The sequence below is a fragment of the Pseudoalteromonas sp. SG45-1 genome, assembly GCF_014164135.1.
In the GTDB taxonomy this organism is placed as follows: domain Bacteria; phylum Pseudomonadota; class Gammaproteobacteria; order Enterobacterales; family Alteromonadaceae; genus Pseudoalteromonas; species Pseudoalteromonas distincta.
Window position 1 is genome coordinate 29,401 of sequence record NZ_JACJEP010000006.1, and the last position, 13,342, is coordinate 42,742.

General features: G+C 41.3%; 18 protein-coding genes. All 18 read left to right on the forward strand.

Features of this window, described 5'->3' with window-relative positions:
• The first annotated feature begins 183 nt into the window (after positions 1–183).
• Entirely contained in the window at positions 184–495 is a 312-nt protein-coding gene (rpsJ, locus tag H5117_RS07315; RefSeq protein WP_002957900.1) for a 30S ribosomal protein S10, read from the forward strand.
• A 27-nt stretch (positions 496–522) separates the two neighbouring features.
• Positions 523–1,158: a 50S ribosomal protein L3 gene (gene rplC, locus H5117_RS07320; protein WP_002957898.1), complete on the forward strand. Its 636-nt coding sequence runs from the start codon at positions 523–525 to the stop codon at positions 1,156–1,158.
• 17 nt (positions 1,159–1,175) lie between these two features.
• Positions 1,176–1,781, forward strand: coding sequence for a 50S ribosomal protein L4 (gene rplD / locus H5117_RS07325; RefSeq protein ID WP_002957897.1), 606 nt, complete (start codon positions 1,176–1,178; stop codon positions 1,779–1,781).
• Complete coding sequence (gene rplW, locus H5117_RS07330; RefSeq protein ID WP_002957896.1) at positions 1,778–2,080, forward strand: 50S ribosomal protein L23; 303 nt, start codon at positions 1,778–1,780, stop codon at positions 2,078–2,080. Before rplD ends, rplW begins: the two co-directional genes overlap by 4 nt.
• A gap of 15 nt (positions 2,081–2,095) precedes the next feature.
• Positions 2,096–2,920 carry a 50S ribosomal protein L2 gene (rplB, locus tag H5117_RS07335; RefSeq protein WP_002957895.1) on the forward strand — a complete coding sequence of 275 codons (825 nt, stop codon included), beginning with the start codon at positions 2,096–2,098 and terminating at the stop codon, positions 2,918–2,920.
• A 15-nt stretch (positions 2,921–2,935) separates the two neighbouring features.
• The gene (gene rpsS, locus H5117_RS07340; protein ID WP_004588689.1) at positions 2,936–3,214 is read left to right on the forward strand and encodes a 30S ribosomal protein S19; all 279 of its coding nucleotides are present in this window, start codon (positions 2,936–2,938) and stop codon (positions 3,212–3,214) included.
• A 13-nt stretch (positions 3,215–3,227) separates the two neighbouring features.
• Positions 3,228–3,560, forward strand: a complete 333-nt coding sequence (rplV, locus tag H5117_RS07345) for a 50S ribosomal protein L22 (protein ID WP_002957892.1) — start codon at positions 3,228–3,230, stop codon at positions 3,558–3,560.
• A gap of 11 nt (positions 3,561–3,571) precedes the next feature.
• Positions 3,572–4,273 carry a 30S ribosomal protein S3 gene (rpsC, locus tag H5117_RS07350; protein ID WP_002957891.1) on the forward strand — a complete coding sequence of 234 codons (702 nt, stop codon included), beginning with the start codon at positions 3,572–3,574 and terminating at the stop codon, positions 4,271–4,273.
• 12 nt (positions 4,274–4,285) lie between these two features.
• A complete protein-coding gene (gene rplP / locus H5117_RS07355; protein WP_002957890.1) occupies positions 4,286–4,699 on the forward strand; it encodes a 50S ribosomal protein L16 in 414 nt (137 codons plus the stop codon).
• Complete coding sequence (gene rpmC, locus H5117_RS07360) at positions 4,699–4,890, forward strand: 50S ribosomal protein L29 (protein ID WP_002957889.1); 192 nt, start codon at positions 4,699–4,701, stop codon at positions 4,888–4,890. The genes rplP and rpmC overlap by 1 nt, the downstream gene beginning before the upstream one ends.
• Complete coding sequence (rpsQ, locus tag H5117_RS07365) at positions 4,890–5,147, forward strand: 30S ribosomal protein S17 (RefSeq protein WP_002957888.1); 258 nt, start codon at positions 4,890–4,892, stop codon at positions 5,145–5,147. Before rpmC ends, rpsQ begins: the two co-directional genes overlap by 1 nt.
• A 622-nt stretch (positions 5,148–5,769) precedes the next feature.
• Positions 5,770–6,237 carry a tRNA (adenosine(37)-N6)-threonylcarbamoyltransferase complex ATPase subunit type 1 TsaE gene (gene tsaE, locus H5117_RS07370; protein WP_182712012.1) on the forward strand — a complete coding sequence of 156 codons (468 nt, stop codon included), beginning with the start codon at positions 5,770–5,772 and terminating at the stop codon, positions 6,235–6,237.
• A 27-nt stretch (positions 6,238–6,264) separates the two neighbouring features.
• Positions 6,265–7,608 carry an N-acetylmuramoyl-L-alanine amidase gene (locus tag H5117_RS07375; protein WP_182736921.1) on the forward strand — a complete coding sequence of 448 codons (1,344 nt, stop codon included), beginning with the start codon at positions 6,265–6,267 and terminating at the stop codon, positions 7,606–7,608.
• A 36-nt stretch (positions 7,609–7,644) separates the two neighbouring features.
• Positions 7,645–9,492: a DNA mismatch repair endonuclease MutL gene (gene mutL / locus H5117_RS07380; RefSeq protein WP_182736923.1), complete on the forward strand. Its 1,848-nt coding sequence runs from the start codon at positions 7,645–7,647 to the stop codon at positions 9,490–9,492.
• Between the two features lie 10 nt (positions 9,493–9,502).
• On the forward strand, positions 9,503–10,420 hold the full coding sequence (gene miaA, locus H5117_RS07385; protein ID WP_002957884.1) for a tRNA (adenosine(37)-N6)-dimethylallyltransferase MiaA: 918 nt from the start codon (positions 9,503–9,505) through the stop codon (positions 10,418–10,420).
• 78 nt (positions 10,421–10,498) lie between these two features.
• On the forward strand, positions 10,499–10,762 hold the full coding sequence (gene hfq, locus H5117_RS07390; RefSeq protein ID WP_024597268.1) for an RNA chaperone Hfq: 264 nt from the start codon (positions 10,499–10,501) through the stop codon (positions 10,760–10,762).
• A gap of 15 nt (positions 10,763–10,777) precedes the next feature.
• The gene (hflX, locus tag H5117_RS07395; RefSeq protein WP_024597267.1) at positions 10,778–12,067 is read left to right on the forward strand and encodes a ribosome rescue GTPase HflX; all 1,290 of its coding nucleotides are present in this window, start codon (positions 10,778–10,780) and stop codon (positions 12,065–12,067) included.
• A gap of 100 nt (positions 12,068–12,167) precedes the next feature.
• Positions 12,168–13,337, forward strand: a complete 1,170-nt coding sequence (gene hflK / locus H5117_RS07400; protein WP_002957881.1) for an FtsH protease activity modulator HflK — start codon at positions 12,168–12,170, stop codon at positions 13,335–13,337.
• Positions 13,338–13,342: the final 5 nt, after the last annotated feature.

The window sequence follows — 13,342 nt, forward strand, 5'->3', positions numbered from 1 at the left end:
AGGCTTTCAAAATTCCTGTGGGAATTAGAAAGGATAAATTAAGCTTGGATTTCAAGCTAATAAACAGGAGTTCCGATTTGGAACTCAACGTAGATATAATCAAACAGCCGACATCTTAAGTTTTAAGATTGTTTCGGTCGTTTTTTTATGCTCTTTTATATGCTCTTTATATTGAGGTTAAGAATGTCAAATCAACGCATTCGTATTCGCCTAAAAGCTTTTGACCACCGTTTGATTGACCAATCAACGGCAGAAATCGTGGAAACTGCGAAACGCACTGGCGCACAAGTACGTGGTCCAATCCCACTACCTACACGCTTTGAACGTTTTACTGTACTAACTTCACCGCACGTTAATAAAGATGCGCGTGATCAGTACGAGATCCGCACCCATAAACGTCTGATAGACATCGTAGAACCAACTGACAAGACTGTAGACGCGCTTATGCGTTTAGATCTTGCTGCTGGTGTTGATGTTCAAATCAGCCTGGGTTAATCGAAAGATTAGAGAGGTTTTAGGAAAATGGCATTAGGTCTAGTCGGTCGTAAAGTGGGTATGACACGAATCTTCACTGAAGATGGTGTATCTATCCCTGTGACAGTTATTGAAGCGACACCTAACCGCATTGCTCAGATCAAATCTGACGCAACAGACGGTTATAACGCGCTTCAAGTAACCGCAGGCACTAAAAAAGCAAGTCGTGTAAACAAAGCTAAAGCGGGTCATTTCGCTAAAGCTGGTGTTGAAGCGGGTCGCGGTCTGTGGGAATTCCGCCTTAACGGTGGTGAAGGCGATTTTGAAGTAGGCGCTGAGCTTACTGTTGAATTATTCAACGAAATCAACAAGGTTGACGTAACCGGTACTTCTAAAGGTAAAGGTTTCCAAGGTGGTGTTAAGCGCTGGAATTTCAGCATGCAAGACGCTACACATGGTAACTCTCTATCTCACCGTGCTCCTGGTTCAATCGGTCAAAACCAATCACCTGGTAAGGTGTTTAAAGGTAAGAAAATGGCCGGTCATATGGGTGCTGAGCGTGTAACGACTCAAAACTTAGAACTAGTTCGCGTTGACGCTGAGCGTAATTTGCTTTTAGTTAAGGGTGCAGTACCTGGAGCTATTGGCGGTGACGTTATCGTTAAACCAGCTGTTAAAGCATAAGTCCTGGAGATTTAGTGATGGAATTAGCAATTAAAGACGCTTCTGGCGGTCTTGAAGTTTCTGAAGCTACTTTTGGACGTGAGTTTAACGAAGCATTAGTACACCAAGTAGTTGTTGCATACGCAGCAGGTGCTCGTCAAGGTACTCGTGCTCAGAAGACACGTTCTGAAGTAAGCGGTGGTGGTAAAAAACCATGGGCTCAAAAAGGTACTGGCCGTGCACGTGCCGGTACAATCCGTAGCCCAATTTGGCGTTCAGGTGGCGTTAGCTTTGCAGCTAAACCACAAGACCACAGCCAAAAAGTAAACCGTAAAATGTACCGTGGTGCGATTAAAAGCATCTTATCTGAATTAGTTCGTCAAGAGCGTTTAATCGTTGTTGAAAGTTTTGCTCTAGCAGCACCAAAAACTAAAGAACTAGTTGCTAAGCTTAAAGAACTTGAGCTTAAAGATGTTCTTATCGTGACTGAAGAAGTAGATGAAAATCTTTTCTTATCGGCACGTAACCTTTATAAGGTTGACACACGTGATGTAGCTGGTATCGATCCTGTAAGCTTAATTGCTTTCGATAAGGTACTTATTACAGCCGCTGCTGTTAAGCAACTTGAGGAGGCGCTAGCATGATTCGCGAAGAACGTCTTTTAAAAGTGATCCTTGCTCCACATATCTCTGAAAAAAGCACAATTGCTGCTGAAGAAAACAATACTATTGTTTTTAAAGTAGTAAATGACGCAACTAAAGCTGAAATTAAAGTAGCAGTTGAGAAGCTTTTTGAAGTAGAAGTAACGGGTGTTCGCACACTTAACGTTAAGGGTAAAACAAAACGTACTGGCGCACGTTTCGGTCGTCGTAGCGACTGGAAAAAAGCTTACGTTACTCTTAAAGAAGGCAGCGAGCTAGACTTTGTCGGCGGCGCCGAGTAATAAGGGGATAGAATTATGGCACTTCAAAAGTGTAAGCCTACTTCTGCGGGCCGTCGTCACCTAGTTAAAGTGGTTAACTCTGATCTACATAAGGGTAAGCCATACGCACCACTTTTAGAGAAAAACTCTAAATCAGGTGGTCGTAATAACAATGGTCGTATTACGGTTCGTCATATCGGTGGTGGTCATAAACAACATTACCGTTTAATCGATTTTAAACGTACTAAAGATGGCATTCCAGCTACTGTTGAACGTTTAGAATACGATCCAAATCGTAGCGCAAACATCGCTCTTGTATTATATGCAGACGGTGAGCGTCGTTACATTATCGCACCAAAAGGCTTAAAAGCTGGCGATGCAATCCAGTCTGGTGTTGATGCACCAATCAAACCTGGTAATGCATTACCAATGCGTAATATGCCTGTAGGTTCGACTGTTCACAACGTAGAATTAAAACCAGGTAAAGGTGCTCAAATCGCACGTTCTGCTGGTGCATACGTTCAAATCCTTGCTCGTGATGGTCAGTATGTAACATTACGTCTTCGTTCAGGCGAAGTTCGTAAAGTTGAATCTGATTGTCGTGCGACTCTAGGTGAAGTAGGCAATGCTGAGCATATGCTTCGTTCACTTGGTAAAGCAGGTGCAAATCGCTGGCGTGGTATTCGTCCGACAGTTCGTGGTGTTGCCATGAACCCGGTAGATCACCCACACGGTGGTGGTGAAGGTCGTACATCTGGTGGTCGTCATCCTGTGTCTCCATGGGGTAAACCGACTAAAGGTGCGAAGACGCGTAAGAACAAGCGTACGGATAAATTTATAGTACGTCGTCGTACTAAGTAATATTGAGGAATAGCCATGCCACGCTCTCTCAAGAAGGGTCCTTTTATAGACCTACACTTGCTGAAGAAGGTAGAGAAAGCTTTGGAAAGCGGTGAGAAAAAGCCAATTAAAACTTGGAGCCGTCGTTCAATGATCATACCTAACATGATCGGATTGACCATTGCTGTCCATAATGGTCGCCAGCACGTACCAGTTTTCGTTTCTGACGAAATGATCGGTCACAAACTAGGTGAATTTGCACCAACTCGCACTTACCGTGGCCATGCTGCGGATAAGAAAGCGAAGAAACGATAAGAGGGGAAGATAAATGCAAGCATTAGCTAAACATAAATTCGCCTCTGGTTCGGCGCAAAAAGCACGTCTAGTTGCAGATCAGATCCGCGGGTTACCTGTAGATCGCGCACTAGAAATCCTGGCGTACAGCCCTAAGAAAGCGGCTGTATTAGTTAAGAAAGTACTTGAGTCTGCTATTGCTAACGCAGAGCATAACGAAGGTGCTGACATTGATGAGCTTCGTATAACAACGATCTTTGTGGACGATGGTCCTACAATGAAACGTATTATGCCTCGTGCTAAAGGACGCGCAGATCGCATCCTTAAGCGTACAAGCCATATCACTGTTATGGTTTCAGATAGCTAGGAGTATAAGTAATGGGACAAAAAGTTCATCCTACTGGTATTCGCCTAGGTATATCTAAACCTTGGGTTTCTACCTGGTACGCGAGTTCAAAAGATTTCTCTGCACAGCTTTTTGGCGATCACAAAGTTCGTACATTCCTTACTAAGGAATTAAAAACGGCTTCTGTGTCTAAAATCGTTATTGAGCGTCCAGCAAAATCAATCCGAGTAACAATTCACACGGCTCGTCCGGGTGTTGTTATCGGTAAAAAAGGCGAAGACGTAGAAAAATTACGTCAAGCGGTAACTAAAATCGCTGGTGTACCTGCTCAGATTAATATCTCTGAAGTACGTAAACCAGAACTAGATGCACAACTAGTAGCAGACGGCATTGCCTCTCAACTAGAACGTCGTGTTATGTTCCGTCGCGCTATGAAGCGTTCGGTACAAAATGCAATGCGCATCGGTTCTAAAGGGATTAAAGTTGAAGTTAGCGGTCGTCTTGGCGGCGCTGAAATCGCACGTTCAGAATGGTATCGTGAAGGTCGTGTACCTCTACATACTCTTCGTGCTGATATCGATTACGCAACTTCTGAAGCCTTAACCACTTATGGTATCATTGGTGTTAAAGTTTGGATCTTCAAAGGCGAAGTTATTGGTGGTTTACCACTAGTACAAGAGCAAGAGAAGCCAGCTAAACGCGCACCAAAGAAAGCCAAGAAAAGTGCTAAGTAGAGGTAGCGAGTAATGTTACAGCCAAAACGTACAAAATTCCGTAAAATGCACAAAGGCCGCAACCGCGGTTTAGCGCAAAACGGTAACAAAGTAAGCTTCGGTACTTTCGGATTGAAAGCAACTGGCCGTGGCCGTATGACTGCTCGTCAAATCGAAGCAGCTCGTCGTGCTATGACGCGTCACGTGAAACGTCAAGGTAAAATCTGGATTCGTGTCTTCCCTGACAAACCGATTACAGAAAAACCTCTTGAAGTTCGTATGGGTAAAGGTAAAGGTTCTGTTGAATATTGGGTTGCTGAAATTCAGCCTGGTAAAGTACTTTACGAAATGGAAGGTGTTTCAGAAGAGCTTGCTCGTGAAGCGTTTGACCTTGCTGCTCGTAAACTGCCATTCAAAACAACTTTCGTAACTCGGACGGTAATGTGATGAAAGCTAGCGAACTAAAAGATAAAAGCGTAGAAGAGCTTAATGCTGAACTTCTAGGACTACTTCGTGAGCAATTTAATATGCGCATGCAAGCTAGCACTGGTCAGTTAGCTCAGACACACACGCTAAGAACAGTACGCCGCGATATCGCGCGTGTAAAAACAGTTATTAACCAGAAGGCAGGTCAATAATGAGCGATAAAATTCGTACTCTTCAAGGCCGTGTAATCAGCGACAAGATGGAAAAATCTTTCACTATCGCTATCGCACGTTATGTGAAGCACCCAATCTATGGGAAATTCATTAAACGTACGACTAAGTTACACGTACATGACGAAAATAACACAGCAAAAGCGGGTGACGTAGTTACTATCCGTGAATGCGCACCAATTTCTAAGAATAAATCTTGGACTTTAGTAGACGTTATTTCTAGTCCAAAACAAGCTTAATTTTTAATTAAGTTAGTTTTGTAAAAAAGCCCTGGCATTAGCCGGGGCTTTTTGTTTTCTGGAAATGCCTTATCCTGAAACGTGTTTACACATTTAGGACTTATACCAATCCGCAATAATACTTAATCATTTTGTGATGCTAAACGTGTCGCTACCTGCTTTAAAAAATGCTCATTTAGAACAACTAAATAGCGAATTTCTGCCTAGCTATCAACACGTTTTTCCAGCCTCAAAATAGATCACTTAATTAAGCGAATTGGTATTATCTTTTTATCAGAAATACAAAAGCATGCAGGGTAGTTTTCTGGTTTGTGTCATCAACTCCGTTGTTGCTATATATTTTTTAGTATCAAAACTAGTGGCTGAATCATAAAAGTTTGATTATAAGCTTACATATCTCAGTAACTTTAATACTTGCTATAGGCATATAAGCCGTAGCGTTACTTTTCTCTTACTTTATTTCAATGTTACAGTTTTAAGGTATCGAAAATAGATATTCAAATATAACTTAATCATTCGCTTGTCTGGTTTTTTTATGTCTAAAACCTCAATTTATCGCCTTAAATGAATATTCTGGTATGATTAGCAAATATGCGCTTTTGAATGAATTTTTGAGGTAATAATGACGCGTAGTTTTGAATTTCATTTAACTGATGAGATTGCCACGGTTACAATGGGTAATCGCGTTGCTGATATTATAGAGCAAGGTGCGGTTATTTATTTACATGGTGATTTAGGTGCTGGTAAAACAACGTTTACACGAGGTGTAGTGCAAGGCTTTGGCCATACAGGTAAGGTTAAAAGCCCGACCTATACACTAGTAGAACCTTATGAGCTTGAGCGTGCAAATGTTTATCATTTTGACTTATACCGCTTAGGTGATCCTGAAGAACTCGAATACATGGGAATACGCGATTATTTCTCAGCAGACGCAATTTGTGTTGTTGAATGGCCTGAAAAGGGTGGTGAATTTATTCCTGTGCCTGATTTAGATATTACTCTAAGCTATGTGGGTAACGAACGTAAAATTGTTATAAATAGTGCGAGTGAGCGCGGTATAGCAATTGTCGAAAAACTAAATAATCAATAATAATATAGTTAAGGCAGTAATTATCCAATGAGCCGAGGTGTAGTTAAACTTTTTATTTATCTTATGGTTATCACCATAAGCTTGCCGCTATGGGCTAAAAACACAATCAATAGTGTGCGTGTATGGCCGTCTCCAGATAGTACGCGCGTGGTATTTGATTTAAATGATAAGCCCGACTTTAGCTATTTCATGCTTAAAAACCCTAGCCGCCTAGTGATTGATTTAGAAAATACTAGCGAGTTAAAAACATTGCCAGGTGTGCCCCCGAAACATCAAATAGTAAGCAAATTACGTTACTCAAAACCTAAAAATAAACAAAGCGTACGTTTAGTATTTGAATTAAGTGCGCCAATAAAGCCAGTGGTATTTGCCCTCGCACCTACAGGCCCTTATAAAAATAGACTCGTTGTTGATTTATACAATAAAAGCCATGCTACTACAGTTGTTTCTCCTGCTCAAACAGCCGCTAAAAACCGTCAACTAAGCCAAGAGCGCGACATTGTTATTGCAATTGATGCGGGGCATGGCGGCGAAGATCCTGGTTCAATTGGGCCATCAGGCACCTACGAAAAAACAGTTACACTGCAAATTGCGAAACGTTTAGAGCGCATGATTGATGGCGAACGTGGCATGATTTCGCGCATGGTACGAAGCGGTGACTATTTTGTAAAATTAAATACCCGTACTAATCGAGCCCGTGAAAAAAAGGCAGATTTTTTTGTTTCTATTCATGCTGATGCATTTACAAGCCCTGGGCCAAATGGTGCCTCTGTGTGGGTTTTGTCATTAAGACGTGCTAATTCAGAAATAGGTAAATGGATAGAAGATAAAGAAAAACACTCCGAGCTTTTAGGTGGCGCTGCTGATGTAATGAAAGATGCCGCCAATGAAAAATATCTAGCACAAGCGTTGCTTGATATGTCGATGGACCACTCTATGAAAACTGGCTTAAATGTAGCTGATGAAGTGGTTAAAGAGCTTCGTAAGGTTGCCAAACTGCATAAAAAAGATCCCCAGCATGCGAGCCTTGCAGTACTAAAATCACCAGATATTCCATCTATTTTGGTAGAAACAGGGTTTATATCTAACCCGCGAGAAGAAAAGCTACTTAAAAGTCCTAATCATCAAGAGCGTTTAGCTAAAGCTATATTTACTTCAATTAAAAATTATTATTTGAAAAATCCGCCGGATGATTCTTTATTTGCTAAATTAAAGTCGCAATATCCAACAAAGCATAAAGTACGCCCCGGTGAATCTTTAAGTATGTTAGCGAGTCGCTATGGCGTTACAGTCAATAAATTAAAACAAGTTAATAAGCTTAGTTCTAATACCTTATTTATTGGGCAAGAGCTCGATATACCTCAAAGTTAGTCATTATTATTAGCGCAATGTTTGCTAGGAAGTCTCATGAATATTGAAATATTACCCGCGCGTTTAGCCAACCAAATTGCCGCAGGCGAAGTGGTTGAGCGCCCAGCGTCGGTAGTAAAAGAGCTTGTTGAAAATAGCTTAGATGCTGGCGCAACGCGTATTCAAATTGATATTGAGCGCGGCGGCCACAAACTTATTCGTATTCGTGATAATGGCGCAGGGATAAGTAAAGATGAGCTAACGCTCGCACTTTCTCGCCACGCGACAAGTAAATTAAAATCACTTGATGACCTTGAAAACATTTGCTCACTTGGCTTTAGAGGGGAAGCACTTGCGTCAATTAGTTCTGTGTCGCGTTTAACGCTGAGCTCAAAACCAAAAGAGCAAGAAGCGGCTTGGCAAGCTTTTGCAGAAGGCCGCGACATGGCCGTTCAAGTAAAACCTGTAGCGCATCCCGATGGCACAACCATTGAAGTAAAAGATTTATTTTTTAATACTCCAGCACGTCGTAAATTTTTACGCACCGAAAAAACTGAGTTTAGCCATATTGATGAGTTGATAAAGCGTATTGCGCTTAGTCGCTTTGATGTCTCTATTACACTAACTCACAACGAAAAAGTAGTAAGGCAGTATCGTGCCAAAACTGATCCCTCTCAGGCTATAACACGCGTAGCACAAGTTGCAGGCAAGGCCTTTGCCGAGCAAGGTTTGCATATTCAATCAGGAGAAGCCGGTTTACAGTTGCATGGTTGGGTGCTACCTGTAGGCTCAGCTAATACGACTCAGTACACTTATGTGAATAATCGCATGATGCGCGATAAGCTTATTTTGCATGCTATACGCCAGGCATTTGAAGAAGTAAGTGGAACACAAGAATTACCCGGTTTTGTCATTTATATTGATATTGACCCTCGGCAGGTTGATGTAAATGTTCACCCTGCTAAGCATGAAGTGCGTTTTCATCAAGGGCGGTTAATTCATGATTTTATATTGCAAGCTATTAAGCAGGTAGTAGTGCCATTGCAAGGCGAATTCACTAACGAATCAGCGAGCACAGCAGCAGAACTCACGCCAGCGTTCATTGAGTCGTCTCATAGCAGTGCTAATAATATAGAAAGCGAAGGAGTGTTTGATTACCCTAAATCGAAATTACAGCCCTCTTCCTCTGGAAGTGCTGGTAGCTCAAGTTCGTCCTCAGGTACTAGAAGTGTTGGCGGTGCATACCGTGCTGCACCAAGTACGAGCCATCATGACGTAAATGCGTTTTATCAAGGAGTGAGTGAGCAACACGCCGCGCATTTTGATAATGCAGCCAATATATCTGCTGCACCACACGAGTCCGTATCTGTGGATAATGTCTTAAAAGCTGTTTCTATTATAAGTGTTAGTGAAGGAGTGTGTGTCTTTAGTGAAGAGCAGCAATTGTATTGCTCACATTTTAAATATGCATTAGTTGATGATTGGCATAATCAAATTAAAGAGTTCGGAAGTTTAGAAGGGAAAGCCCTTTTGTTACCAGTGCGAGTAAACTTAGAAAAAGAAGATTGCTTACTTATAGAATCCCAGCAATCGTGGTTTACCTTACTTGGTTTTGAACTTGTAATAGAAAAACAATTTGTAATGGTTAAAAAATTGCCAGCGTGTTTATATTTACTTGACGTAAGTGCAGCGGTAGGTGAGCTACTTGATGCGTGTAAAGCAAAACTTGAAAATATAGAGAATTGGTTAGAATGGCAAATGAAATGCGTGCCGACCCGATTTTATTTAAGCAATGTATTTTTAGCGCAACAAATGCGCTTACAAAATAATCCACAAACTATTGAACGCTTGCGTAAAAAAGCAGTTAAAATAGAGCTAAATCACTATTTAACGCAATTAGATTAAGGTATCAGTGTTGAGTAATTTACCAGTTATATTTTTAATGGGTCCAACTGCAGCAGGTAAAACAGCATTGGCAATCTCGCTGTGCGAGCATTTAAATACAGAAATAATCAGCGTAGATTCAGCGCTAGTGTATAAAGGTATGGACATTGGTACAGCAAAACCTGATGCCGAAGAATTAGCCAAAGCTCCGCATCATTTAATTGATCTACTTGACCCGAGTGAAACGTATTCAGTTGCAGATTTTAGGCGCGATGCAGTGCAAAAAATTGACGAATTTCACAGACAAGGTAAAGTACCTGTATTGGTTGGAGGTACAATGCTGTACTTCAAATCTTTAATTGATGGTTTATCGCCTTTACCTGAAGCAGATACAGAGATAAGAGCAGAGCTAGAAGCGCAAGCTAAAGAATTTGGCTGGCCTCATTTATATAAAGAATTAGTTAAAGTTGACCCAAAAGCAGCCGAAAAAATAAGTGAAAATGATTCACAAAGAATTAATCGAGCTTTAGAGGTTTACAGGTTAACTGGTAAGACCATGACTGAGTTGCAAATGCAAAAACAGCCGGCTTTACCTTATACTTTTCATCAATTTGCAATTGCACCGCAAGAACGCAGTGAATTACACCGCCGAATTGAAGAAAGGTTTAAAATAATGATTGATCAGGGGTTTGAAAATGAAGTTTCGACCCTATATCTACGTAAGGATTTACACCCCAATATGCCTTCTATTCGTTGTGTTGGTTATAGACAAATGTGGGATTACCTTGCGGGTGAAACAAACCATGATGAAATGGTTTTTCGTGGCATCGCAGCAACACGTCAGCTGGCAAAACGGCAGTTAACGTGGCTTCGTAGTTGGCCTGATGTTACTTGGTTAACAACAGGCGACGAAGAAAACTTGCATCGTGTAGTAAGTTCGCTAAGCTAGTAGTAGTTGAATATTGTTTTTTATCAAATAAGTTCAGCCACTTAATTATAATAACACCTAGAACGAAGGAACAATAACATGGCAAAAGGCCAATCGTTACAAGACCCATTTTTGAATGCACTACGACGTGAGCGCATTCCAGTATCAATCTTTTTGGTAAATGGCATAAAATTACAAGGCAAAATTCAGTCATTTGACCAATTTGTTATTTTACTAGAGAACACCGTAAATCAAATGGTTTATAAGCATGCAATTTCTACAGTTGTCCCTGCTCGCGCAGTTAACTTCCAAGCAGTTCAAGGGAGTGAAGACACTGAAGAGGCAGAAGCTGGAAACTTTTAATTAGGAGCATAATGTTTGTTTGACCGCTATGAATCCGGCGAACAGGCAATTTTAGTTCATATCGACTTGCCTAAAGAAGGAGATCGTGAAGATCTTCACGAATTAGAAATGTTGGTATCTTCTGCTGGTGTTAGTAGTTTGGCGGTTGTGCAAGGCAGCCGTCAAGCACCACATCCGAAACTATTCGTCGGTACCGGTAAAGCAGAAGAAATAGCTGAGATTGTCAAAATCCACAAAGCAGATGTCGTAATTTTTAATCATCAACTCAGGCCATCACAAGAGCGTAATTTAGAGCGCGTTTGTCAATGTCGTGTGCTTGATAGAACGACGCTAATTCTTGATATTTTTGCCCAACGCGCACGTACCCACGAGGGTAAGCTGCAAGTTGAATTGGCTCAACTTCGCCATATGTCGACTCGATTAATTCGAGGCTGGACTCACCTTGAACGTCAAAAAGGCGGGATTGGTTTACGTGGTCCTGGTGAAACTCAACTTGAAACTGACAGAAGATTACTTCGTGCCCGTATTCAAAATATTCGTGCACGTTTAGCTAAAGTTGCAGTGCAACGTGAACAAGGTAGGCGAGCTCGTACTCGCAACGAAATACCTACAGTTTCATTAGTTGGTTATACCAATGCGGGTAAATCTACATTATTTAATCGAATTACAAATTCAGATGTATACGCGGCCGATCAGTTGTTTGCCACGCTTGATCCGACTCTACGTAAGCTTGAGTTAGGTGATGTTGGCCCTGTTATCTTAGCTGATACAGTGGGCTTTATTCGTCACCTACCACATGACTTAGTTGCTGCTTTTAAAGCAACGCTTACTGAAACTCGCGAAGCTGATTTGCAGTTACATGTAATTGATGCCGCAGACTCACGTCTGCAAGAAAATATTGAACAAGTACAATCGGTGCTTAAAGAAATTGAGGCCGATGAAGTACCACAGCTATTAATTTATAATAAAATTGATGCGCTGGATAACGTAAGCCCACGTATTGATCGAGATGACGAAGGTCAACCTATAAGAGTATGGCTTAGCGCTCAGACTGGTGAAGGGTGTGAATTACTTAGCGAGGCTATCAGTGAGTTACTAGCTAAGAAGATGTTTAACGAAACATTATTTCTTACGCCATTGTATGGTCGCTTAAGAGCTGCATTGTTCAGTTTAAATGCAGTGCATGAAGAGCAATTTGATGAGCAAGGTAATTGGCTGTTAGATGTTAGAATGCCAATGGTTGAGTGGAATCGTTTAATTAAAGAATTTGGTCCTGAAATTGCTGGTTTTATCAACCGTAATTAAAAATTGACGTTTTAATGTCGGTTTTTGTATGAGAAACGCGGTAGATTTGTTAGATTTAACACAATTTCCTAATTTATTTAGATAACAATGGAGTATAGCTATGGCCTGGAATGAACCGGGTAATAATGGCAATGACAAAGATCCGTGGAATAATAAAGGCGGACGTGATCAAGGCCCACCTGATTTAGACGAGGTGTTCCGCAAGTTTAGTAACAAGTTCAGCGGCTTATTTGGCGGGAAAAAATCCGGCAATGGTAGCGGCGGTGGACTTGGCGGAGCCGGTATTTCATTCATACTTATTATCGCCGTTATTGTATGGGCGTTAAGTGGTATTTATACGGTTAAAGAAGCCGAGCGTGGTGTGGTTCTACAATTTGGTAAATATGACCGAATTGCTGATCCTGGTTTGCGTTGGAAAATGACTTTTATCGAAACGGTAATCCCAGTAGATATTGAAGCTGTTCGTTCATTATCGGCTTCTGGTTTTATGCTTACTGAAGACGAAAACGTAGTGAGCGTTGAGTTTCAGGTGCAATACCGTGTTATTGACCCATACCTTTATGAATTTAGCGTAACTAACGCTGATAGTAGCTTAGAAGAAGCGCTAGACAGTGCCCTGCGTTATGTTGTGGGCCATGCAAAAATGGACCAAGTATTAACTAATGGCCGTGAGGTTGTTCGTCAAAATACATGGGATGAGCTTAATAAGATTATCGAACCATATAACTTAGGTTTAATTGTTACTGACGTGAACTTTAAAGACTCTCGTCCACCAACTGAAGTTAAAGATGCATTTGATGATGCAATTGCTGCACAAGAAGATGAAGAACGTTTCATCCGTGAAGCAGAAGCATATGCTCGTGAAATTGAACCGCGTGCTCGTGGTCAAGTAACGCGTATGACTCAAGAAGCGGAAGGTTATCAAGAGCGCATTACATTGGAAGCACAAGGTGAGGTAGCTCGCTTTGAAAAGCTTTTACCTGAATATCAAGCAGCTAAAGAAGTTACTCGTGAGCGCTTATACATTGATGCAATGGAAGAAGTGTTAGGGAGTAGTTCTAAAATATTGGTTGATGTTAAAGGCGGCAATAACATGATGTATTTACCTCTTGATAAAATCATGGACAAGCAAGGAACCGCAACACGAGTTGCACTTCCAAGTTCAAGTGATATTCAAGACTTACGTAATAAAGTTAATACGTCGCGCAATAGCTCTGTTAATAGTGGCAATGACCGCTTTAACAACGACCGCTTCAATGATGGGAGATAATCATA

Excerpts from the sequence above, each read along its gene's own strand:
- rplV (WP_002957892.1), top strand. The coding sequence starts at position 3,228 with ATGCAAGCATTAGCTAAACATAAATTCGCCTCTGGTTCGGCGCAAAAA.
- tsaE (WP_182712012.1), top strand. The coding sequence starts at position 5,770 with ATGACGCGTAGTTTTGAATTTCATTTAACTGATGAGATTGCCACGGTT.
- rplB (WP_002957895.1), top strand. The coding sequence starts at position 2,096 with ATGGCACTTCAAAAGTGTAAGCCTACTTCTGCGGGCCGTCGTCACCTA.
- rplC (WP_002957898.1), top strand. The coding sequence starts at position 523 with ATGGCATTAGGTCTAGTCGGTCGTAAAGTGGGTATGACACGAATCTTC.
- rpsC (WP_002957891.1), top strand. The coding sequence starts at position 3,572 with ATGGGACAAAAAGTTCATCCTACTGGTATTCGCCTAGGTATATCTAAA.
- rplP (WP_002957890.1), top strand. The coding sequence starts at position 4,286 with ATGTTACAGCCAAAACGTACAAAATTCCGTAAAATGCACAAAGGCCGC.
- rpsQ (WP_002957888.1), top strand. The coding sequence starts at position 4,890 with ATGAGCGATAAAATTCGTACTCTTCAAGGCCGTGTAATCAGCGACAAG.
- rpsS (WP_004588689.1), top strand. The coding sequence starts at position 2,936 with ATGCCACGCTCTCTCAAGAAGGGTCCTTTTATAGACCTACACTTGCTG.
- rplD (WP_002957897.1), top strand. The coding sequence starts at position 1,176 with ATGGAATTAGCAATTAAAGACGCTTCTGGCGGTCTTGAAGTTTCTGAA.
- mutL (WP_182736923.1), top strand. The coding sequence starts at position 7,645 with ATGAATATTGAAATATTACCCGCGCGTTTAGCCAACCAAATTGCCGCA.
- rpsJ (WP_002957900.1), top strand. The coding sequence starts at position 184 with ATGTCAAATCAACGCATTCGTATTCGCCTAAAAGCTTTTGACCACCGT.
- H5117_RS07375 (WP_182736921.1), top strand. The coding sequence starts at position 6,265 with ATGAGCCGAGGTGTAGTTAAACTTTTTATTTATCTTATGGTTATCACC.
- hfq (WP_024597268.1), top strand. The coding sequence starts at position 10,499 with ATGGCAAAAGGCCAATCGTTACAAGACCCATTTTTGAATGCACTACGA.
- hflK (WP_002957881.1), top strand. The coding sequence starts at position 12,168 with ATGGCCTGGAATGAACCGGGTAATAATGGCAATGACAAAGATCCGTGG.
- rplW (WP_002957896.1), top strand. The coding sequence starts at position 1,778 with ATGATTCGCGAAGAACGTCTTTTAAAAGTGATCCTTGCTCCACATATC.
- rpmC (WP_002957889.1), top strand. The coding sequence starts at position 4,699 with ATGAAAGCTAGCGAACTAAAAGATAAAAGCGTAGAAGAGCTTAATGCT.